Annotated in this window: 23 protein-coding genes and 1 pseudogene; all 24 read right to left on the bottom strand. The window is 38.9% G+C overall.

The genetic code is table 11. From position 1 onward, the window contains the following. Position 1: 1 nt before the first annotated feature. Positions 2-655: a 30S ribosomal protein S3 gene (gene rpsC, locus SPB_RS09590; protein ID WP_003105606.1), complete on the bottom strand. Its 654-nt coding sequence runs from the start codon at positions 653-655 to the stop codon at positions 2-4. Between the two features lie 12 nt (positions 656-667). Beyond that, entirely contained in the window at positions 668-1,012 is a 345-nt protein-coding gene (gene rplV / locus SPB_RS09595) for a 50S ribosomal protein L22 (RefSeq protein WP_003102985.1), read from the bottom strand. A gap of 15 nt (positions 1,013-1,027) precedes the next feature. Beyond that, positions 1,028-1,306: a 30S ribosomal protein S19 gene (rpsS, locus tag SPB_RS09600; RefSeq protein WP_003103906.1), complete on the bottom strand. Its 279-nt coding sequence runs from the start codon at positions 1,304-1,306 to the stop codon at positions 1,028-1,030. A 91-nt stretch (positions 1,307-1,397) separates the two neighbouring features. Continuing rightward, a complete protein-coding gene (gene rplB / locus SPB_RS09605) occupies positions 1,398-2,231 on the bottom strand; it encodes a 50S ribosomal protein L2 (RefSeq protein ID WP_003103233.1) in 834 nt (277 codons plus the stop codon). Positions 2,232-2,248: 17 nt separating this feature from the next. Then, positions 2,249-2,545 carry a 50S ribosomal protein L23 gene (locus SPB_RS09610; protein ID WP_003103896.1) on the bottom strand — a complete coding sequence of 99 codons (297 nt, stop codon included), beginning with the start codon at positions 2,543-2,545 and terminating at the stop codon, positions 2,249-2,251. After that, on the bottom strand, positions 2,545-3,168 hold the full coding sequence (rplD, locus tag SPB_RS09615; RefSeq protein ID WP_003105574.1) for a 50S ribosomal protein L4: 624 nt from the start codon (positions 3,166-3,168) through the stop codon (positions 2,545-2,547). Before rplD ends, SPB_RS09610 begins: the two co-directional genes overlap by 1 nt. Positions 3,169-3,191: 23 nt before the next feature. Further along, positions 3,192-3,818 carry a 50S ribosomal protein L3 gene (gene rplC / locus SPB_RS09620; protein WP_003104411.1) on the bottom strand — a complete coding sequence of 209 codons (627 nt, stop codon included), beginning with the start codon at positions 3,816-3,818 and terminating at the stop codon, positions 3,192-3,194. A gap of 108 nt (positions 3,819-3,926) precedes the next feature. Then, entirely contained in the window at positions 3,927-4,235 is a 309-nt protein-coding gene (gene rpsJ, locus SPB_RS09625; protein WP_003046044.1) for a 30S ribosomal protein S10, read from the bottom strand. A 205-nt stretch (positions 4,236-4,440) separates the two neighbouring features. Then, a complete protein-coding gene (locus SPB_RS09630; protein ID WP_257875924.1) occupies positions 4,441-5,724 on the bottom strand; it encodes an MATE family efflux transporter in 1,284 nt (427 codons plus the stop codon). 36 nt (positions 5,725-5,760) lie between these two features. Continuing rightward, complete coding sequence (thrC, locus tag SPB_RS09635) at positions 5,761-7,245, bottom strand: threonine synthase (protein ID WP_003105119.1); 1,485 nt, start codon at positions 7,243-7,245, stop codon at positions 5,761-5,763. Between the two features lie 401 nt (positions 7,246-7,646). Beyond that, positions 7,647-7,769 (bottom strand): hypothetical protein, encoded by a 123-nt coding sequence (locus SPB_RS11615; protein WP_003103544.1) that lies wholly within the window; start codon positions 7,767-7,769, stop codon positions 7,647-7,649. Between the two features lie 134 nt (positions 7,770-7,903). Then, complete coding sequence (gene adhE, locus SPB_RS09640; RefSeq protein ID WP_003104333.1) at positions 7,904-10,552, bottom strand: bifunctional acetaldehyde-CoA/alcohol dehydrogenase; 2,649 nt, start codon at positions 10,550-10,552, stop codon at positions 7,904-7,906. 158 nt (positions 10,553-10,710) lie between these two features. After that, positions 10,711-12,489, bottom strand: a complete 1,779-nt coding sequence (locus SPB_RS09645) for an acyltransferase family protein (protein ID WP_003103149.1) — start codon at positions 12,487-12,489, stop codon at positions 10,711-10,713. Next, on the bottom strand, positions 12,486-12,887 hold the full coding sequence (locus SPB_RS09650) for an MORN repeat-containing protein (protein WP_003105881.1): 402 nt from the start codon (positions 12,885-12,887) through the stop codon (positions 12,486-12,488). The genes SPB_RS09645 and SPB_RS09650 overlap by 4 nt, the downstream gene beginning before the upstream one ends. A 28-nt stretch (positions 12,888-12,915) precedes the next feature. Further along, positions 12,916-13,344, bottom strand: a complete 429-nt coding sequence (locus SPB_RS09655) for a low molecular weight protein-tyrosine-phosphatase (protein ID WP_003104856.1) — start codon at positions 13,342-13,344, stop codon at positions 12,916-12,918. 223 nt (positions 13,345-13,567) lie between these two features. Then, positions 13,568-14,566, bottom strand: a complete 999-nt coding sequence (gene ruvB, locus SPB_RS09660; RefSeq protein ID WP_003105437.1) for a Holliday junction branch migration DNA helicase RuvB — start codon at positions 14,564-14,566, stop codon at positions 13,568-13,570. 134 nt (positions 14,567-14,700) lie between these two features. Then, the gene (locus SPB_RS11415) at positions 14,701-14,799 is read right to left on the bottom strand and encodes a quorum-sensing system DWW-type pheromone (protein WP_199764314.1); all 99 of its coding nucleotides are present in this window, start codon (positions 14,797-14,799) and stop codon (positions 14,701-14,703) included. 65 nt (positions 14,800-14,864) lie between these two features. Then, positions 14,865-15,782, bottom strand: a pseudogene (locus SPB_RS09665) (XRE family transcriptional regulator). 116 nt (positions 15,783-15,898) lie between these two features. Further along, complete coding sequence (gene purB, locus SPB_RS09670) at positions 15,899-17,191, bottom strand: adenylosuccinate lyase (protein ID WP_003104849.1); 1,293 nt, start codon at positions 17,189-17,191, stop codon at positions 15,899-15,901. A gap of 214 nt (positions 17,192-17,405) precedes the next feature. Next, positions 17,406-17,633: a hypothetical protein gene (locus tag SPB_RS09675; RefSeq protein ID WP_003102941.1), complete on the bottom strand. Its 228-nt coding sequence runs from the start codon at positions 17,631-17,633 to the stop codon at positions 17,406-17,408. A gap of 128 nt (positions 17,634-17,761) precedes the next feature. Further along, entirely contained in the window at positions 17,762-18,853 is a 1,092-nt protein-coding gene (purK, locus tag SPB_RS09680; protein ID WP_003104124.1) for a 5-(carboxyamino)imidazole ribonucleotide synthase, read from the bottom strand. Then, a complete protein-coding gene (gene purE, locus SPB_RS09685) occupies positions 18,840-19,328 on the bottom strand; it encodes a 5-(carboxyamino)imidazole ribonucleotide mutase (RefSeq protein ID WP_003105227.1) in 489 nt (162 codons plus the stop codon). Before purE ends, purK begins: the two co-directional genes overlap by 14 nt. 207 nt (positions 19,329-19,535) lie before the next feature. Further along, on the bottom strand, positions 19,536-20,798 hold the full coding sequence (purD, locus tag SPB_RS09690; protein WP_003105976.1) for a phosphoribosylamine--glycine ligase: 1,263 nt from the start codon (positions 20,796-20,798) through the stop codon (positions 19,536-19,538). Between the two features lie 112 nt (positions 20,799-20,910). Beyond that, a complete protein-coding gene (locus SPB_RS09695; RefSeq protein WP_037620360.1) occupies positions 20,911-21,267 on the bottom strand; it encodes a hypothetical protein in 357 nt (118 codons plus the stop codon). Positions 21,268-21,582: the final 315 nt, after the last annotated feature.

Consider the following 21,582-nt stretch of genomic DNA (forward strand, 5'->3'; position numbering starts at 1 on the left):
GTTATTTGCCTCCTTTAGTGTTTTTACGAGTTGGAAGAACTTCACCACGATAAATCCAAACTTTAACACCAAGTTTACCATATGTAGTGTCTGCTTCTTCCCAAGCGTAGTCGATATCTGCACGAAGCGTATGTAGAGGGACAGTCCCTTCTGAATAGCCTTCTGCACGAGCGATATCAGCACCGTTCAAACGACCTGAAACTTGAGTTTTAATCCCTTTAGCTCCAGCACGCATTGTACGTTGAATAGCTTGTTTTTGTGCACGACGGAAAGCAACACGTTGCTCAAGTTGACGAGCAATGTTTTCACCAACAAGGTGAGCATCAAGATCTGGTGATTTGATTTCAATAATGTTGATGTGTACTTGTTTCCCAGTTAATTTGTTAAGTTGTCCGCGTAAAGCGTCAACGTTTGCTCCACCTTTACCAATAACCATACCTGGTTTAGCAGTATGTAGTGAAACAATAACTTTATTAATAGCACGTTCAATTTCAATAGTTGAAACTGAAGCTTCTGCTAATTCTTTTTGAATGAATTTACGGATTGCAAGATCTTCATGAAGGTAATCCGCGTATTCTTTTTCAGCATACCATTTCGCGTCCCAGTCACGGATGATTCCGACACGCATACCAATTGGATGTACTTTTTGACCCACGATTTTACCTCCTTATTTTTCTGCAACAACTACTGTTACGTGAGTTGTTCTTTTGTTTATTGGTGAAGCTGAACCTTTCGCACGTGGACGGAAACGTTTCATTGTTGGCCCTTCGTTTGCGAATGTTTCAGATACTACCAAGTTAGCTTTTTCCAAACCAAAGTTGTTTTCTGCATTTGCAATAGCTGAGTTAAGAGTTTTCTCAATAACACGAGCTGCTTTGTTTGGAGTGAATTTTAAGATTGCGATTGCGTCAGCAACGTTCTTACCACGGATAAGATCAAGTACTAAACGTGTTTTACGAGGTGAAACACGCACTGTACGAGCCATTGCTTTAGCTGAAGTAATTTCTGCCATTGTGTCCTCCTCCTATTAACGACGTGTTTTCTTGTCGTCTGATGCGTGACCTTTGTAAGTACGAGTTGGTGCAAATTCACCAAGTTTGTGACCTACCATGTCTTCTTGGATGTAAACAGGTACATGTTTACGTCCATCATAAACTGCGATTGTATAACCAATGAAACTTGGGAAAATCGTTGAACGACGTGACCAAGTTTTGATTACTTTTTTCTTTTCGTTACTCGATTGAGCTTCAACTTTTTTCATTAAATGCTCATCGACGAAAGGTCCTTTTTTAAGACTACGTCCCATTATGTAGTTTTCTCCTTTAAATGATGTACCACAACGGCCTGTTGCTAGACAACTACCGAGTTGGCGGATGATAAGTTAACTTATCTGTTTATTATTTAGCGTTACGACGACGGATAATAAGTTTGTCAGATTTAGCTTTCTTATTACGAGTTTTAAGTCCAAGAGCTGGTTTACCCCATGGAGTTGATGGTGATTTACGACCAACTGGAGCTTTACCTTCACCACCACCGTGTGGGTGATCGTTAGGGTTCATTACAGAACCACGAACTGTTGGGCGGATACCTTTCCAACGGTTACGTCCAGCTTTACCAATATTAACAAGTGATTGTTGTTCGTTACCAACTGAACCAATTGTTGCACGGCAAGTTCCAAGAATCATACGAACTTCGCCTGATTGAAGACGAACAAGTACATACTTACCTTCTGAACCTAATACTTGAGCAGATGCACCAGCAGCACGAACAAGTTCTCCACCTTTACCAGGTTTCAACTCGATGTTGTGAACAACTGTACCAACAGGGATGTTAGCAAGTGGAAGTGCATTACCAATTTTGATATCAGCATCAACACCAGAAACGATGCGTTGACCTACTTCAAGACCTTTAGGTGCAATGATATACGCTTTAACACCATCAGTATAGTGAACTAATGCAATGTTAGCGGTACGGTTTGGATCATATTCAATTGTTTTAACAACTGCTTCAACCGCATCTTTGTTACGTTTGAAGTCAATTACACGGTAATGACGTTTATGTCCGCCACCTTGGTGACGTACAGTGATACGACCGTTGTTGTTACGACCAGCTTTGTTTTTAAGAGAAACAAGCAATGATTTCTCAGGTGTGCTTGTTGTAATTTCAGCAAAATCCAAAGAAGTCATGTTACGACGGCCATTTGTCGTTGGTTTATAAACTTTAATACCCACGTTATTTCCTCCTTAGATTATTCAGCTTCTGCTGCGAACAACTCGATTGCTTTTGAATCAGCTGTAAGAGTGACGATAGCTTTTTTAGTTTTTGAAGTGAAACCTGTGTAACGACCAACGCGTTTAGCTTTGGGTTTAACGTTAACAGTGTTTACGTTTGCAACTTTAACACCTTCAAACGCAGCTTCAATAGCTTGTTTGATTAACAGTTTGTGCGCACGAGTGTCAACTTCAAATGTGTATTTTCCTTCTTCAAGGGCAATCATTGATTTTTCAGTAATGACTGGTTTTTTAATTACGTCGTACAAATTCATTATGCAAGAACCTCCTCAATTGTAGAGATTGCTTCTTTAGTAACAAGAAGTTTATCGCTATTTACAATATCAAGAACACTTGCAGTTGTTGCAGTTGCAACTTTAACGTTTGGAAGGTTACGAGCAGATAATGCTGCAAATTCATTTCCTTCTTCAACGATAACAAGTACTTTTGAATCGATGCTTAGCGCTGAAAGAACTTTTGCAAATTCAGCAGTTTTTGGTGCTGCAAATGAAAGGCTTTCTACAGCTACAAATTTTTCGTCAGCAACTTTAGCTGAGTAAACTGATTTCAAAGCTAGGCGACGAACTTTTTGTGGAAGTTTGTATCCGTATGAACGAGGAGTTGGTCCGAAGACAACACCACCACCACGCCATTGTGGTGAGCGAATAGAACCTTGACGAGCACGTCCAGTTCCTTTTTGACGCCATGGTTTACGTCCGCCACCTGATACTGCTGAACGATTTTTAACCGCATGAGTACCTTGGCGAAGGCTAGCACGTTGGCTGATTACAACATCAAAAACAACTGATTCGTTTGGTTCGATACCGAAGATAGCTTCGTTTAATTCAACTGAACTAACTTCTTTACCAGTTTGGTCAAATAGTTTTACGTTTGCCATTTTAACTGTTTTCTCCTTTCTTATTATTTAGCAGCTTTTACTGCTGATTTGATAGTGATAAGAGATTTCTTAGCACCTGGTACGTTACCTTTGATAAGGATAGCGTTTTTCTCTGGGATAACTTGTACAATTTCAAGATTTTGAATTGTTACACGGTTTCCACCCATACGTCCTGCCAAGTGTTTATTTTTGAAAACACGGTTAGGCGCTACAGGTCCCATTGAACCTGGACGACGGTGGTAACGAGAACCATGGGCCATAGGACCGCGTGATTGACCGTGGCGTTTAATAACACCTTGGAAACCTTTACCTTTTGAAGTACCCGTTACATCAACGATATCTCCAGCTACGAATGTATCAACAGTAATTTCTGAGCCAACTTCTAAGCCTTCAATGTTTTTGAATTCACGGATGAAGCGCTTAGGAGCAGTGTTAGCTTTAGCTACATGGCCTTTGGCAGGTTTGTTACTCAAAATTTCGCGTTTGTCGTCAAAACCAACTTGAACTGCTTCATAACCATCTGTTTCGATAGTTTTTACTTGAAGCACAACATTTGCAGCTGCTTCGATGACAGTAACAGGGATAAATTCACCAGTTTCAGTGAAGATTTGAGTCATTCCCACTTTTTTCCCTAAGATTCCTTTTGTCATGAGAAAATATTTCCTTTTCTTATATTATTTCAAAAAGTTTTTAATGAGCGTTTTTTGTGCTCAAAAAAGTTTTTTACGAGCGTTTTTTGTGCTCAGCGAGAAATCGGATTAAAGTTTGATTTCTACGTTGACACCACTTGGTAAGTCCAATTTCATTAGAGCGTCAACAGTCTTTTGTGTAGGATTCACAATGTCAATAAGACGTTTGTGAGTACGCATTTCAAATTGTTCGCGAGAATCTTTATATTTATGAGTCGCACGAATAATTGTGTAAAGACTACGTTCTGTCGGAAGTGGAACTGGCCCCGCTACAGTAGCACCTGTACGCGTTGCAGTTTCAACGATTTTTTCTGCCGCTGTATCAAGTGTACGGTGTTCGTACGCTTTCAAACGGATACGGATTTTTTTATTTGCCATCTTTTCTCCTCTCGTCTATTTACGATAATAGGCTAGCTCCTCGAGAAAACCAACACGTGTTGCGTGGCAATGCAACCGAGCGTGTCGCAACCTCTCGTATCATAGCTATAGCTGTATTTTTACAGCACCATAATATAATAACAAAAAGCTTCTTACCTTGCAAGTCTTTTTTAAAATTTTTTCAAAAAAAGTTATGATTTTCATCTCATAACTTTTTGTATTTTTTATATAAGCTTTTTAATAGAAGAAAACGTGTCATATTATCCAAAACAGTTGCAATCCAGACACCTGATAAACCGAGTCCTATTACACTTCCTAAGATAAATCCTCCTAGTATTCTGATGATCCACATCCCAAGTGTCGTAGCATAAAAGGGAATTTTCGCATTCCCTAATCCTTGCCAGACTGCTGTGTAGATCAATGTGCCTGAAGTAAAGGGTGTTCCAAGTAAAGAAAACAAAAGAACAACTAAACTTGATTTAATCGCGATAACATTTGTGGTAAATTGGCCTGACAACCAATTTCCAGAAATATAGATTAGGATACTAAATATTAACATTAATATAGTAGAAAGCATGAATGCTTCCTTAATATATTTATTTACTTCTATCGGATTTTCTTTACCCAAAAGACCAGCAACACCTATAATCGTTGCTGTAGCTACTGCCATCCCAGGCATATAAGTAAATTGCGAGATTGTCTCACCAATAGCGTTCCCAGCATAAACAGAAGTTCCATAACTCACTATAATAGTCATTATCAGCAAGTCGCCAAGTCTCATCATCAACCGTTCACCAGCACTCGGCATAGCCAGACCTAGAATTTCCAGATTCATACGAAAATTCATATTAGAGATGATAATTCTGACAGGGAGAAAATACAGTAATAGTAAGATCCCAATCAGCCGCGCTAGCACCGTCGACCAGGCGACACCCACAACACCCCAATGAAAAAGAAAAACGGAACTTGCCGACATGAGCCCATTGAGCAAATTGGCAAAGAGACTTACCCACATTGGAATCCGAGTCTGTCCGGTCGCTCTCAAGATGGCTCCCAAGCTCGTCATCATTGCCAAGCTGCTCACCAACCCACCAACAACAGAAAGATAAGATCCCCCAACAGCTACCACCTGCGCCTCCGCCCCAAATAAAGTTAAAAGCCAAGACTTAGCAAGAACTGTCAGAATCCCCAAAGCCAGAGACACCACTAGGGTCAATGTAATGGCGTCCGCCATTAGTTTTTGTGACTGCAGTTGATCCTTTTTACCCAGACTTCGCGCCAGCAAGCTGGAAACTGCCGAACCGAGGGCAATGAAAAGCGCCTGATAAACCGTGATTAGGTTATTAGCCAAGGATACACCCGAAACAGCCACTAAGGACACTTGGGCAACTAAATAATTATCTACAAAGCCCATTAACATCTGCAAAAAATTTTCCGCCATAGCGGGCAGGGCGATATTTAAAATGTTGCGACGATTTTCATTTTGCATAATTCCATCAATAAAGGAGACCAAAGGCCCCCTCATCTATACTCCTAAATACTTTTCTACAGCATCTTGCATGTCCAGATGGCTAACCATCGTTTCATGACGAACAGAAGCTTGATATAAATCCTGAACAGCTTTTGGAATAGCCACACCAGAAATGTCTTCTAGCAATTCAACTGCTTGGAAATCATCCTCACAACTTTTCCCTTGAATCGCATCAACAACTACTTGTGGGAACTTATAAGGACTAGCTGTCGAAGCAATGATCGTTTGGTGCTGATCACCCGACTCCTGACGGTAACGACGGTAAACTGCCGATGCCACAGCCGTATGCGGATCAATCACATAGTTATCAGACTCAAAAATAGCCTTGATTTCTGCTTTTGTCTCTTCTTCTGTCGCATAACCAGAGGTGAAAAGTTCAAAAATCTGAGCATCCTTAGCCTGCAGTTGATAAGACCCTTGCTCAGTCAGAGACGTCATTAATTGACGAGTTGCCTCAGAGTCATCTCCCAGCAGATGGAAAATTAAACGTTCTAAATTAGAAGACACCAAAATATCCATAGACGGACTACTTGTCACTTTGAAATCACGATTTTTATTGTATAGGTGAGTTGTAAAGAAATCTGTTAAAACATTATTCTCATTTGATGCACAAATTAATTTATGAACAGGCAGACCAATTTGCTTAGCATAGTAAGCCGCCAAAATATTCCCAAAATTACCAGTCGGAACCGTAATATTGATTTGGTCACCGGCAGTAATTGAGCCCTCTTTAACTAACTGAGCATAAGCATAGATATAATAAACAACCTGTGGAACCAAACGTCCAATATTCATCGAATTAGCAGAAGATAATTGCATCCCTTGGTCAGCCAATTTTTTTGCCAAGTCAGCATCATTAAACATTCGTTTCACATCCGATTGCGCATCATCAAAATTGCCATCAATAGCAATAACGTGTGTATTGTCCCCAAGTTGCGTCGTCATCTGCAACTCTTGAATCTTGCTGACCCCATACTTAGGATAAAAAACAATGATTTCTGTTCCAGGTACATCGGCAAAGCCAGCCATAGCAGCCTTCCCAGTATCCCCAGAAGTAGCTGTCAAAATAACAATTTTATTATCAACGCCCTGCTTCTTAGCAGCTGTTGTTAATAAATATGGCAAGATTGACAAGGCCATATCTTTAAAGGCAATAGTCGACCCGTGAAAGAGCTCTAAATTATGGTAATCAGACAAAGAAACCAAAGGCGCAATTTTGGCCGTGTCAAACTTTTGATCATAGGCGGACTGAATACAATAGTCCAATTCTTCCTCACTAAAATCATCGAAGAAGGCAGACAAAATAAGTTTGGCAATTTCTTGATATGATGCTGATTGCAGTTGATCAAAATCTAAATTAACCTCTGGCATACTAATTGGCGTAAAGAGACCACCATCTGAAGCTAAGCCAGATAAAATAGCTTGACTTGCACTGACTTTATTCTCCGCATCACGAGTTGATTGATAAACGAGTCCCATATCTTTTCCTACCTTTGAAAGTCTTTTTGATATTGTACCATATTCCGCCGTTGTATTCACGTCAAATTGTATCAATGTCAAATCACGTATAAAATAAGTATATTTAATAATGATATATATCCTTCACTCACCAACATTTTATTTACTACGTATTAAAAAACGTAATAATTTTAGGGGAATGCACGAGTTCAGGAGAACTCTTTTTTTAATTCCGCTATAACTGCCATTTGTTGTAGTGGACACAAAAAAACCAGCAAATGGGGGAAGCTGGAAAAGTAGTAATTAATTCTTAGGAGAGAGAAAGAGGAGTGTACCTACTTTTTAATAATTACATCATATTTTTTTAACGATTTCCTTACCAAATAAAAAAAGTACCAGATTGCCTTCTGGTACTTCTTAGCTTATCTAACCCAACGTGAATCTGTACCGGCAATACCGATCCAAACATGTGCAAGTAGGTCATAAAAGCGTTCTGCCATGATTTTCTTACCCCCTAAGAAACTAACTTTTTTTGTCAGGTTCATTATACGCCTCAAAGGCTAATTTGTAAACCCAATTTAGATTATTTATCCTTATTTTTCAGCACTTTTTCACAGAAATACTCTCAAGGAGGAGAACCAAGAGAGCATTTCTTCGCATTACAGTAACATGTCAGGTTTTATTTTAAACGACCTGGGCGTTCTTCGTAACCATAGTAAGCATCAGACATGATTTCTTCCATATCGGCAACCAACGGTAAACGTGGGTTAGCTGGTGAACATTGATCTTCATAAGCAAGTAGAGCAATTTCATGAAGGCTATCTTTCCATTCTTTTTCATCGATACCTTGATCTTTGAAATTCATCTTGATTCCTACTGCAACACCAAGATCATAAACAGCTTTAGCATATGATGCAACTGCTTCTTCTGGAGTTGAAGCTGGAAGACCTAATAATCTAGCAATATCTTGGAATTTTTCATCAGCTTTCCAGTAATTGTATTTAGGCCAAGTGGCTGTTTTAGAAGGACGAGTTCCGTTGTAACGGATCACATATGGTAAAAGAATTGCATTTGTACGTCCGTGAACAGTGTGATGAACCCCACCAATCTTATGAGCCATTGAATGACTCATTCCAAGGAAAGCATTGGCGAAAGCCATACCAGCCATAGTTGAGGCATTATGTAGTTTTTCACGAGATTCAAAGTCCGCATCTTTAACTGAACGTTCTAAGTTTTCAAAAACAATCTTAATAGCTTGTAAAGCTAAACCATCAGTAAAGTCATTGGCCATTTGAGACACATATGCTTCAGTTGCGTGAGTAAGTACGTCCATACCTGTATCAGCAGCAATAAATCCTGGAACTGACATAACTAATGATGGGTCTACAATAGCAATTGTTGGTGTCAATGAGTAGTCAGCAATTGGGTATTTACGGTTATTTTTCTTATCTGAAATAACCGCAAATGGTGTTACTTCTGAACCTGTACCTGAAGTTGTTGGAATAGCAATGAATTTTGTTTTCTTGCCAAGTTCAGGGAATTTGAAGGCACGTTTACGGATATCCATGAATTTTTGAACAAGGTCACGGAAATCGACTTCTGGTTGTTCATAGAAGAGCCACATAACTTTGGCAGCATCCATAGGTGAACCACCACCAAGTGCAATAATAGTATCCGGTTTGAAGGCACGCATTAATTCAGTACCTTTATTTACTGTTGAAATATCTGGATCTGGTTCAACATCTGAGAAGATTTGATAAACAACTTTATTACGACGTAAGTCAAGTTGTTCAATAACTCTATTCAAGAAGCCTAACTCAACCATCGCATGGTCAGTAACGATCATGACACGTTCAACGTCACGAGCTTTTTGTAAGTATTGAATAGAGTCGCGTTCGAAGTATGTTTTTGAAGGAACCTTAAACCATTGCATATTATTTCTACGTCTTCCTACTTTTTTGATATTCAAGAGGTTGATAGCACTAACATTATCACCTACAGAGTTACGTCCATATGAACCACATCCAAGTGTTAATGATGGAATGAAGGCATTGTAAACGTCACCAATACCACCAAAAGTTGAAGGTGAATTCCAAATGATACGCATAGCTTTCATTTCAGTACCGAAACGTTTAGCTAAAGCTTCGTCTGCTGTATGAATAGCTGCAGAGTGACCAAGTCCATTGAACTCTACCATTTGGCGAGCTTTTTTAAGACCATCTTCTGTAGAATCAGATTTAAGAACTGCAATAACTGGAGAAAGTTTTTCACGAGTAAGTGGTTCTTTAACCCCAACTTCAGCACATTCAGCAGCCAGGATGTTTGTGCCTTCTGGAACTTTGAAGCCAGCTTGTTCAGCAATCCACGTAGCTGGTTTACCAACGATGTCAGCATTTAATTTTGCACCAGCACAGTTTTTGCTGTTTGCTTTTGCACCAAAACAGAATTCTTCAAGAAGAGCTTTTTCTTTTTTGTTTACAAAGTAAGTTCTGTATGATTTAAATTCTTCAACAAATTGATCATAAACTTCTTTATCGATAATAACTGCTTGTTCAGAAGCACAAACCATACCATTATCAAATGATTTAGACATAACAATGTCATGTGCTGCTTGACGGATATTTGCTGTTTTTTCAACATAAGCAGGTACATTACCAGCTCCTACACCAAGGGCAGGTTTACCACATGAATATGCTGCACGAACCATTGCATTACCACCAGTTGCAAGAATAGTTGCAATACCATCGTGATTCATCAAAGCGCCAGTAGCTTCCATAGAAGGTTTTGAAATCCATTGGATACAATTCTCAGGAGCTCCTGCAGCAATCGCAGCGTCACGAACGATTTGTGCTGCGTGTGCTGAAGATTCTTGAGCCGATGGGTGGAAACCAAAGACAATTGGATTACGTGTTTTCAAAGCAATCAAAGATTTAAAGATAGCTGTTGAAGTTGGGTTTGTTGTTGGTGTAACACCACAGATAACACCAACTGGTTCAGCAATCATAGTCAAACCTGTAACATCATCTTCTTCAATAATTCCAACTGTTTTTGTATGACGCATGTTGTTAACAACGTGTTCACAAGCAAATAAGTTTTTAGTCGCTTTATCTTCAAAAACACCACGACCAGTTTCTTCAAAAGCATGCATTGCTAAGATACCGTGAGCATCTAAAGCAGCAACTGAAGCTTTAGCAACAATATAGTCTACTTGCTCTTGATTTAATTTACGGAATTCTTCTAAGGCACCGAGACCTTTTTGGACAAGCTCATCAACGTGTGCTTGTGCATCTGCTAATTTTTGTTCCGGTGTCATTTTTTGTTCAACCATTCTATTCTCCTCTAGAAATCTTGTTTGTTAAAAGTTTCACAATTTATTTACAAAATTATTATATCATAAATCTTCACTTTGTAAATAGTTTCACAAATTTTTTGTGAAGTTTTTTTCAAACTTTTTTATATGTACACAAAAAAAGACCCATTCAGGTCTTATTTTGCTTCTTTTTTGGCTACACGTTCAATTGCATCTTTAATAGTTGTTACATAAAGATCAGCCCCTTTAGTGTCTGCATCACTGTAGTGAACGCCATCAGTACCTTCCCAGATATCTGGTGTGGCAACAGCTACTTTGTACCAATCAGCAATACTAACAAAAGAGTATTTCTTGGCAAGTGTGAGTTCATAATTACGGACTTCAGCAATTTGTGCTAAATTTTGCGAATTATAAGGAGTGACAATTACTAAACGGTGACCCTTTGGAAGATCTTTGATAAAACTTTGTAAATCCGTTTTATAATTATCTAAAGAGTTAACCCCAACGGCCAAAACGATTGTTTTGGATAAAGTCTCAGACGATTTACGATTGTCGTAAATTTCAAAAGCTTGGCTAAAGTTTCTGCTTACTGCGGCATCAAGCTGTGCTGATGGCATAATTTTTGAGAAAGCGGCACTTGATCTAAGGGCAACAGAGTCCCCTATAATGCTAACATCACTCAAGGCGTTGGCATCTCCAGCTGCAAGAGTATGCGTCCGGTTCAAGCTATTTTGACTTTGCTGTAAAGCACCAACTGTGAGCTCAGTCTCAAACTTGCCAACTTTTGGCGCAGCTATACTACGACCAACCATTAATAACAGTAAAGCAAGTCCAGCTAAAGCAAACCATTTTGTATATTTCTCTAGATCAAGACTAAGGCCAAAAAGATTAGGCTTTTTACCAACAAGTAAAGGTTCGAGGATGTAATAAGAAAGGGTTGAGAAGAGGACTGAGAAAATCAGTGTTAAAATCACAGCAAACCAGTTAGGCACTAATTGGCTAAAAATGATATAGAACGGCCAATGGAAAAGATACATTCCATAACTGATATCTGCAATATAAGTAATGATAAACGGTTCTTCAATAGTCGGTGTTTGGTCATTTAAGACACGCGCCGCATAAACCATCACAGCAGTAAACAAACTTGCTAAAACAAAGCCAAACAAGTAAGTTATGATATTGTTAAAGTCTAAGGACAAGGTCAAGAGCAACAAGAGGGCAAATGCTCCAGCCATAAAACCAATAACAAATTTCATTGGCCATAATTTAACATTTTTTTGGAAGCGGACAGTTGTATCTCTAATTCCAGAAATGGTCGCAAACATGGCACCAATAAAGAATGGAAAGACATGTGCAATACTTGAGAAATAAATCAATGAGAAATTAGAAACAAAGAATGCTCTAATAAACATTGTTAAGAAACTGATGATAAAGATTGTACTTGATGACACAAACAAAATACCACGGAACTGTCTATCATTATATTTTTGTCGGCCTAAGAACCAGACAAACAAACCCCATAAAATATAAAAATGAACTTCAATTGCTAAACTCCAGGTATGAACAAATAAATGTGGAATAAACTGGCTTTCATAACTACTACCAGTTAGTATTTCATAAAAATTGGTAGTGAATCCTAAGGCTGCTGCAATTTGACTTCCAATGCTAGCTACAAAATCTGATTTAACTAGAAATGTAAACGGAATAGTCAATAAAACCATTAAAACTAATGGTGGCACAATCCGATAAAAACGTCTTCTGTAAAAACCAATGATATCAATTGCATTGAACTTAGAATATTCATCGATTAATAAGGCAGTAATTAAATAGCCTGAAAAAGTAAAGAAAATATCAACTCCGATAAAACCACCTGGAAAAGCGTGTTTAAAAAAGTGATAAAGTAAGACTAGTAGTAAACCAGTCACACGTATCAACGAAAACCATTTAATTCTCATTTTTGAAATATCCCCTGTTTGAAGGTCCCTTTGTAAACCTTGTTATTTTTTGCTTTGAGTGTCCCTTTACCATCTGCTTGTCCTTTTTTAAAGTCACCTTTATAAGACCAGCCTGTTCTTGAGGTAAAAGTCCCTTGTCCTTCAAATACACCTTGTTTAAAATCTCCCTCATACTTATCACCATTGGCATAAACTAGAGTTCCTTGACCATTCATGCGGTGGTTGATAACATAACCAGTGTATTTGATATGTCCTTGATCATAAGTTAAGGCAGTTTTACTTTTATGATTAATCATAAAAACTGATAGACCTAAAACCAAGAGGATAATTACTGAAAAAATTTCGATTTGTGCTCGTGTAATATTAAATCTCTTGAAAAATTGCTTTATCTGTTCCATTTATGTCTTCTCGTTTACTATTTCTATTCTATCTACTTATTTGTTCTAGCCAATTTTGACAGCCTTTAGTAACTAAAGAGTAAGTTTCTTCAAAATCACCTGTGTACCACGGATCCGGTACGCCACCTTCTATAAAGAGATGGATTTTATCATCCCATTGACCATTTGACAAGTCTAACAAATCTGCGACATTATCAGAATCCATTCCAATAATATAGTCAAACTGATGTAAATCATCTTTGTTGATTTGTTGCGAGGTTTTATGCTTGCTATAGTCAATATGATATTTTTTTAAAATCTTTTTAGTTCCACTATGAATTGGATTACCATGTTCCCAATTAGATGTTCCTCTGCTTTCAACATGGATAACTGCGTTGTCATCTAATGATTTCATGACGAATTCCGCCATTGTTGAACGACATATATTTCCTAAACATACAAAACATACTTTCTTCATGGTAAACTCCTCTTGTTTATTATATCAGAATATTAGAATTACTTAGCAAAATCCTACCTAATTTTTTACTTTAAACTTATATTATATCACTTCATAATAAGTATTTTTTATTTAAGCAAAGTTTAAGAAATAAAAAGTACAATTCCTTTATCCCGATTTTGACTTTGTCTTAATCGTCATAAATCTCTCAAAAAGTCTCGACTAACGCCGAGACTTTTTTCCTTTATTTTTCAAGGTAAGGATAATTCAAATGACGATATGCTTTCTCTGTCGCAACACGGCCAGTCCGTGTTCGCATGATAAAGCCCTTTTGAATCAGATAGGGTTCATACATATCTTCAACTGTGTCTCTTTCCTCAGCAATATTCACTGACAGTGTCCCAAGACCAACAGGTCCACCATTGTACATTTCAATCATCGTACGTAAAATTTTCTGATCGACGTAGTCCAATCCCTCATGGTCAACATCAAGCATATCTAAAGCTTTGTCAGTAATAGTATCTGTAATTACCCCATCACCCATAATTTGGGCATAATCGCGCACGCGCTTCAATAAACGATTGGCTATACGAGGTGTTCCTCGACTTCGGCGGGCCAATTCATGGGCTGCTTCATGGACAATTTCCATTTCAAAGATATCAGCTGTCCGTTCGACAATTTCTGTGAGATCATCAACTTGGTAATATTCCATGTGTCCAGTAATTCCAAAACGGGCACGCAAAGGATTAGAGAGCATCCCTGCCCTTGTAGTTGCTCCAATTAAGGTAAAAGGTGGTAAATCCAAATGGACACTACGGCTTGTATCCCCAGCCCCAATCATAATATCAATATAGAAGTCTTCCATAGCACTGTAGAGGACTTCTTCAACTACCATTGGCATCCGGTGGATTTCATCAATGAAAAGCACATCTCCTGGTTCCAAGTCATTCAAAACAGCTACCAAATCACCAGCCTTTTCAATTGCTGGACCAGACGTTTGCTTGAGGTTGACACCTAGTTCATTAGCAATCACAAAAGCCATGGTTGTTTTACCAAGTCCAGGAGGCCCAAACAAGAGCACGTGGTCTAGTGATTCATCACGCATTTTGGCGGCTTCAATAAAAATAGTCAGCTGGTCTTTCACCTTATCCTGTCCGATATACTCTCTTAAATATTGAGGACGAAGGGTGCGCTCAACTAAAGCTTCATCACCCATTAATTCTTCATCTAAAATTCTAGTCATGCTTATATTATAGCATGATTTTTTTAGTTTTATCAGCTGTAATCACTTGTCCATTTTCTTTTTAAGTTAAAAAAGAGAAGTCACGTAGGACTTTCTCTTTTCTGACTTTATTAGGAAGTGTTTAGGAAGCTTGGTTATCCGATGTACCACCAATCATTGGGATCCACTTTTGCTAGCAAGGGCAAAAGTGCCATGATGGCAAATAAAATACGGTATTTGTGTTTTTTGAACATAAGGTTCTCCTTTCTTTTTTTGATTATTATAAGTCAAAATGATCTATTTGAACATGACATCTATGTCATGTTTTTTCACTTTCTGCCAAATTTTTTTGCCATTCACGAGCTAATTTCCCTTCCAAATTTTTATCACCAATCAATTTGGCAAATAGTTGCGCCTGATGAAAGTAATCCTCTCCTCTTTTTACAGACTTAGTATAAAAAAGAGCATTTTTCCAGGCATGCATGCAGTAAATTGGCAGGCGTTGGAAATCTTGAACCTTGTACATAATGCGATGACTTGCCTTTAAAGCCGGTTAAATGAGTTCAAAATGACCTATCCTAATACCAACATCAATACAGGTTAAAAGGACATTATTAAGTAAGAATAAATCACTTAAGGCTAATGTCTTCTCCATTAACAATAACTTGGACAGAAAGCGACGATATAGGTCCAAGTCAAAAAATTCAGCTTTAAATGAACTGACAATCGCACAGGTTAAATAGAGATCAATTAAGAAGATATCATTAATTTGATAGCGTTTTTTCTTACTGATTTGTCTGATGTAATCTTGTAAGAGGGGACGGCCAAAATTTGCATCTCCACTTTGATAGACATCAAATTTAGATTGTAAAAAATCAATAATGAGTTTTTCTTCATCTGGCAAATAGTCATAGTACTTTTCAAAAATAGCATCAAACTGCCCTTCTCTAATTGCCATAACTTGATCATTCATATACAACGGTGTCCGGATAATTTGATATTTAAGGGCAAGATAATCATGTGGGATTGAAATTGTTTTTGGGTTAATTAACTTATCAAGTCTAATATCTAGAACTTTAGCAAGATAAACTAATTTTGCAAGAGTAGGCAGAGATTGATTTTGCTCAATTCGTACCAATTGACGCACAGACAATTCTGTCTCATCACCGCAAATAGACTCTCTAGTTAACTTTTTTCCCAGTCGAATAGCTTTGATTTTATCCCCGAGCTCTGGCATTTAAAGACCCCTTAACCTATTTTTTCCCATTATAACATGTTTATAATTTGATAATAATATTATTATAAAAGTTCTATTATTAAAATAAAAAAGACCCGAAGGTCTTTTTTAAAGATTTATAATCCTAAACGGTTAAAGATGTCATCCACACGTTGTGTGTAGTAAATTGGATTGAAGAGTTCATCAATTTCATCTTGATTAAGACGTGATGTGACTTCTTCATCAGCTTCAAGTAATGGTTTAAAATCAACTTGGTTATCCCATGAATAAGCTGTCTTAGGTTGTACTAAGTCGTAAGCTTGTTCACGAGTCATCCCTTTTTCAATCAATTTCAACATCACACGTTGGCTAAAAATTAAACCAAATGTTGATCCCATGTTGCGAACCATATTTTCTGGGAAGACTGTCAAGTTCTTAACAATATTTCCAAAACGGTTAAGCATGTAGTTGATAAGAATAGTTGTATCTGGTGTAATGATACGTTCAGCAGATGAATGTGAGATATCACGTTCATGCCATAATGGTACATTTTCATAAGCAGTAATCATGTGACCACGAACCACACGCGCAAGACCAGTCATGTTTTCAGAACCAATTGGGTTACGTTTATGTGGCATGGCAGAGCTACCTTTTTGTCCTTTAGCGAAGAACTCTTCCACTTCACGTTGTTCAGATTTTTGCAAACCACGGATTTCAGTTGCCATACGTTCGATAGATGTTGCGATGCTTGCTAAAACCGCAAAGTATTCGGCATGTAGGTCACGTGGTAGAACCTGTGTAGAAATTTCTTGCGGGCGGATGCCAAGTTTGCCGCAAACATACTCTTCAACAAATGGAGGGATATTGGCAAAATTGCCGACCGCGCCAGAGATTTTACCAGCCTCTACGCCAGCCGCAGCATGTTCAAAACGCTCTTGATTACGTTTCATCTCGCTGTACCAAGTTGCCAACTTAAGACCAAAAGTGGTTGGTTCGGCATGGACACCGTGGGTACGGCCCATCATGATAGTCATTTTGTGCTCTTTTGCTTTTTCAGCGACAATGTTAGTGAAATTTTCAAGATCACGACGGATAATGTCGTTAGCTTGTTTGTAAAGGTAACCATAGGCAGTATCAACAACGTCTGTTGATGTCAGCCCGTAGTGAACCCACTTGCGCTCTTCACCAAGTGTTTCCGAAACAGCACGGGTGAAAGCCACCACGTCATGACGCGTTTCTTTCTCAATCTCAAGAATCCGGTCCACATCAAAATCGGCATTAGCACGAATTTTAGCCACATCCTCCTTAGGAATCTCACCCAACTCAGCCCACGCTTCATCAGCCAAAATTTCAACCTCTAACCAAGCACGGTACTTATTTTCTTCACTCCAAATTTCCGCCATCTCAGGGCGTGAATAACGTTCTAACATAATTTATGATACAGAGGGCGTTCAAAAGCAAAAGAAAAATAGGAAACTAACGCAGTGTGCTTGCACACAAGGCAGTTTATCTTTTTTCCGAAGCTTTTAGCCCGAGTTCAAATACTCGGAAACACCCTCTCTCCTTTCTTTTTCTTCAATGTCGATTGGAAGTCCGTAGCCCGTATTCAGTTCAGTGAATACGATGCCCTTCTTCCTTTCTATTTTATAAAAAATCTTCTTTCCCAATTGCAACTGAGGGATAGTGTCCTAATTGAGTCAAATCAGTATCCAGTGGTAAATCGTAAATAGCTAAAAAGTCATTTGGAAACTGATTAATTAAATTTTCCATTTTATTTGAAATGGCAACTCCATTTTCTGAAGCATAAACAATTTCAACAACCGCATTTTCCTTATTTTCTTCAACAAAAGCATGCACAATAATTTTCAACATTACCACTCACCTCCGTTTTACGTTTCAGTAGGAGTCATTCTTTTATTTTCAGTCGAGGCGTCGAAGTCGCAGACAGTACTCGAGTACGGCAAGACGAGACAAGGACGAATCAAAATTAGAGAAGACTCCTAAAAATCGATTCCTTTGCCAAACTCTTCAACCTCATCTGGCACATCCCCAAACACCGTCACATGTCCCATCTTGCGGTTCTGCTTTGCTTCTAGTTTACCATAAAGGTGCAGGTGGGCGCTAGGGTTGTCTTGAATAAATTGCTGCGCAGCATCCATATGCTGACCCAAGACATTGAGCATGACTGCTGGGGCGTGCAAGTGGATAGCTGGTAGCGGCTGACCAAGCACACCTAGGATATGTGTGTCGAACTGTGAGAAATCACAGGCTTCAATCGAGTAGTGGCCTGAATTATGTGGTCGTGGTGCAATTTCATTGACCAAGATATCATCTGGTGTGGCAAACATTTCCACGCAGAGCGTCCCAGCCAAGTTCAAATGCTTAGCAATTTCCAAGGCCATTGCCTTAGCTTTCTCAGCAAGCTCCTCAGAGATGCGGGCTGGCACAATTGTCTTAGACAAAATATTATTTCTGTGGATATTTTCTTGGACTGGGAAGACAGTGAATTCTTTCTGGTTTCCTGAAACGATGACTGACACCTCCAAATCAAAAGCCACAAATTCTTCCAAGACACAGTCACAAGCGTCAGCTAATTCCCTTGCAGCAGCAAGGTCAGCCTCAGACTTAATGACAATTTGACCGTGCCCATCATAGCCACCCGTCGCTGTCTTAAGGACATAATTTTTAGACAAGTCAATCTCGTCCAAATCAGCAGCCGACTTAATCACTTTATAAGGGGCTACTTTGACCCCGGCTTTGTTAGCCAAAAAGTTTTTCTCAGTGATACGGTTTTGGGAAATGCGAAGCAGGTCAGTCCCTTGCGGCAATTGTCCCTCTGTGATAACGGCATCCAAACCATCCGCATCAACATTTTCAAATTCATAAGTGAGGACGTCACAACGATCAGCCAATTCTTTGAGCGCAGCCACATCATCATAAGCCGCCACAATCATTTCACTGACCCGCGAAGCCGGACAATCCGCCGACGGATCCAGCGTCACCACCTTATGACCCATGTAGATAGCCGAAATAGCCATCATCTGACCCAACTGGCCACCACCAATAATTCCAATAGTTTTAGATGAGTTCATCAGTCGACTCCTCTGCCATTTTTCCTTGTTTTGCTGTATAATCAGCTAGCGCATCCGCAATCTTACTGTCTTCAATGGACAAGATTCGAAGAGCAAAGAGCGCAGCATTGCTTGCTCCCGCCTCCCCAATAGCCATGGTTGCCACCGGCACGCCGCCTGGCATTTGAACGATTGAATAGAGAGAATCAACTCCAGAAAGAGCACGTGATTTTACAGGTACACCAATGACTGGCAAGCTTGTCTTAGCAGCTACCATTCCTGGCAAGTGAGCCGCCCCACCAGCGCCAGCAATAATGATTTTGATGCCACGACCACGCGCTTCTTGGGCATGCTTGAACATAAGGTCTGGTGTGCGGTGAGCAGAAACAACTTTCTTCTCATAGGCCACACCAAATTGGTCCAAGATATCAGCTGTTTTTTTCATGGTCGCCCAATCTGATTTAGAGCCCATGATGATTGAAATTTGAGGTGTCATGCTTCTCTCCTTTTTGAATTATTTCTTTTTTGATACTTTTTATTGGTGGGGTCGTAAGCGACTCACTTCGTGATTCCATTACTAATTTTTGAGTCTTTGTCTCAAAAATTCCCCCGATAAGTAATGATTTTATCATTACTTATCTTTTCACTACATAAAAAGTATCTGTTTCTACAACCTTCGGTTGCTTATCTTTATCATTTTATCTTATTTTATTGCTTTATTGCCAATGTCATTTCGGTAGAACAAACCATCAGTGTTTTGTTCTTTTAGTTCTTTGTAGATGACACTCTGCGCAGCTTGGACGCTGTTCTCTGTGGTGACTAACATGTAAACACGACCGCCGTTTGAGAGCAATGCTTTGCCATCTTGGTCAAATTTAGCCCCAGCATAATAAGTGATAATCTCGCCTTCTGTTTTTGCTGGAAGAGTCACACCTTTGTCGTAGACCAGTGGATAGCCATTTGAAGCGACGACCACGCCAAGAGTTACACCGCCATTTACCCAAGTAATCTCAGGTTCATTGCCGTCAAGAATATCGGAAATGTTTTGAGCAAAATCAGAGGTCAAGCGAGGCAAGATGATTTGCGTCTCTGGATCACCAAAGCGAGCGTTGAACTCAATCACTTTCGGACCATCTGCCGTCAAAATAAGACCAGCATAAAGGATACCTAGGTAAGGACGACCTTCTTTAATCATCCCTTCCAGAACAGGCTTAATGATTGTTTCTACAGACTGGTCAATGACAGTTTGTGATAAATGTGGAACCGGTGCGTAGGCTCCCATACCACCTGTGTTGGGGCCCTTGTCTCCATCATAAGCACGTTTATGGTCCTGAGCTGTTGGCATGATGTAAAATTTGTCGCCGTTAGCAAATGCAAAGAGTGAGAACTCCTCGCCAGCTAGGAATTCTTCAATAACCACGCGCGCCCCAGAATCGCCAAACTTGTTGTCGAGAAGCATTTCATGCGCCGCTTCAACAGCTTCTTCCACCGTCTCAGCAACCACAACACCCTTCCCCAAAGCCAAACCGTCGGCCTTAACAACGATCGGTGCACCTTCTTTTTCAATGTAAGCCTTTGCTTCTTCGAAATCGGAGAATGTGCCATAGGCAGCTGTCGGAACTTGGTACTTAACCATAATTTCCTTAGCAAAATCTTTTGACCACTCAAGCTCTGCGCCCAAACGACTTGGACCAAAAGCTTTCAGACCAACCTTGTTAAAATCATCAACAATCCCCGCAGCTAGCGCATCATCTGGACCAATAAAGCTCCAAGCAATGTCATTCTTTTGAGCAAAGTCAATTAATTTTGAATGTTCGGAAATAGCAATATCTACACAAGTCAGTCCATCAAGCGTCATCCCAGCATTACCTGGAGCAACGAAGACTGTTTCAACATCCTTAGATTCTAGTAATTTCTTAGCAATAGCATGCTCACGACCACCCGAACCGACAACCAATAATTTCATTCTACACCTCATAAAAGCGAATTTTATATAGTAATTATAACACATATGTTCGTCAATTTAAAAAGATATACGAAAATTCGTATATCTTTTTAATGACAATAGTAGAGAAAGCTTACTTTGATTCTTTATGAGATTTTCGAATCCATAAAATGATTAGAAAAAGCAAGAGACAAATTGCAAAGAGACTAAGTAGAATAAGCAGATTTAATCTTATCTCAAAAAATGTACCTCTCAACAATTCCCAAACAAAATAATCCATGATGAATATCATGATTAACCAACCTAGAAATTGTTTTATGCTTTTAATTCTATCAGCCAGAAAATAAAGAACGGTCATCATTAGAAAGAGTATGTAATTTACTAGAGGAAGTTCATGATAATAATAAGCGTGAATTAAAATTCCCCCTAAAAAAATACTAACTGATAGAAAATACCACTGAATTTGTTCTAAAAGTCTATCTTTATTCATTTGAGTCACCTTTATTGTTATTCTCACATATTATAATAAGATACTTTTTGACACAATATAAAATGACCAATAATAACAAGTTCCCCAATATTACCCAGATAGAAATTCTAAAATTTGGAATATGTAGCAAGTCTCTGAGACTTGTCAAAGCCATCATGAGCATGATTGACAGATAGGCATTACTCTTACATCTCTTTACAAGATATGGTATATCGGACAAAGGTAAAATAAAAAGAAAATGGGAGCATCCATAAAAGTTGTGAAATAGATAAGAAAAGAGCACTACCACTGGAATAGTAACTAATGACATCTTTA

The organism is Streptococcus parauberis NCFD 2020, from assembly GCF_000187935.1.
Taxonomy (GTDB): domain Bacteria; phylum Bacillota; class Bacilli; order Lactobacillales; family Streptococcaceae; genus Streptococcus; species Streptococcus parauberis.

Excerpts from the sequence above, each read along its gene's own strand:
- SPB_RS09650 (WP_003105881.1), bottom strand. The coding sequence starts at position 12,887 with ATGGAACAGATAAAGCAATTTTTCAAGAGATTTAATATTACACGAGCA.
- thrC (WP_003105119.1), bottom strand. The coding sequence starts at position 7,245 with ATGGGACTCGTTTATCAATCAACTCGTGATGCGGAGAATAAAGTCAGT.
- SPB_RS11415 (WP_199764314.1), bottom strand. The coding sequence starts at position 14,799 with ATGTTCAAAAAACACAAATACCGTATTTTATTTGCCATCATGGCACTT.
- purB (WP_003104849.1), bottom strand. The coding sequence starts at position 17,191 with ATGTTAGAACGTTATTCACGCCCTGAGATGGCGGAAATTTGGAGTGAA.
- SPB_RS09630 (WP_257875924.1), bottom strand. The coding sequence starts at position 5,724 with ATGCAAAATGAAAATCGTCGCAACATTTTAAATATCGCCCTGCCCGCT.
- SPB_RS09610 (WP_003103896.1), bottom strand. The coding sequence starts at position 2,545 with ATGAATTTGTACGACGTAATTAAAAAACCAGTCATTACTGAAAAATCA.
- SPB_RS11615 (WP_003103544.1), bottom strand. The coding sequence starts at position 7,769 with ATGAACCTGACAAAAAAAGTTAGTTTCTTAGGGGGTAAGAAAATCATG.
- SPB_RS09645 (WP_003103149.1), bottom strand. The coding sequence starts at position 12,489 with ATGAGAATTAAATGGTTTTCGTTGATACGTGTGACTGGTTTACTACTA.
- SPB_RS09655 (WP_003104856.1), bottom strand. The coding sequence starts at position 13,344 with ATGAAGAAAGTATGTTTTGTATGTTTAGGAAATATATGTCGTTCAACA.
- adhE (WP_003104333.1), bottom strand. The coding sequence starts at position 10,552 with ATGGTTGAACAAAAAATGACACCGGAACAAAAATTAGCAGATGCACAA.
- SPB_RS09675 (WP_003102941.1), bottom strand. The coding sequence starts at position 17,633 with ATGTTGAAAATTATTGTGCATGCTTTTGTTGAAGAAAATAAGGAAAAT.
- rplV (WP_003102985.1), bottom strand. The coding sequence starts at position 1,012 with ATGGCAGAAATTACTTCAGCTAAAGCAATGGCTCGTACAGTGCGTGTT.
- ruvB (WP_003105437.1), bottom strand. The coding sequence starts at position 14,566 with ATGACTAGAATTTTAGATGAAGAATTAATGGGTGATGAAGCTTTAGTT.
- purK (WP_003104124.1), bottom strand. The coding sequence starts at position 18,853 with ATGAACTCATCTAAAACTATTGGAATTATTGGTGGTGGCCAGTTGGGT.
- SPB_RS09695 (WP_037620360.1), bottom strand. The coding sequence starts at position 21,267 with ATGAATAAAGATAGACTTTTAGAACAAATTCAGTGGTATTTTCTATCA.
- rplD (WP_003105574.1), bottom strand. The coding sequence starts at position 3,168 with ATGGCAAACGTAAAACTATTTGACCAAACTGGTAAAGAAGTTAGTTCA.
- rpsS (WP_003103906.1), bottom strand. The coding sequence starts at position 1,306 with ATGGGACGTAGTCTTAAAAAAGGACCTTTCGTCGATGAGCATTTAATG.
- purD (WP_003105976.1), bottom strand. The coding sequence starts at position 20,798 with ATGAAATTATTGGTTGTCGGTTCGGGTGGTCGTGAGCATGCTATTGCT.
- rplC (WP_003104411.1), bottom strand. The coding sequence starts at position 3,818 with ATGACAAAAGGAATCTTAGGGAAAAAAGTGGGAATGACTCAAATCTTC.
- purE (WP_003105227.1), bottom strand. The coding sequence starts at position 19,328 with ATGACACCTCAAATTTCAATCATCATGGGCTCTAAATCAGATTGGGCG.
- rpsJ (WP_003046044.1), bottom strand. The coding sequence starts at position 4,235 with ATGGCAAATAAAAAAATCCGTATCCGTTTGAAAGCGTACGAACACCGT.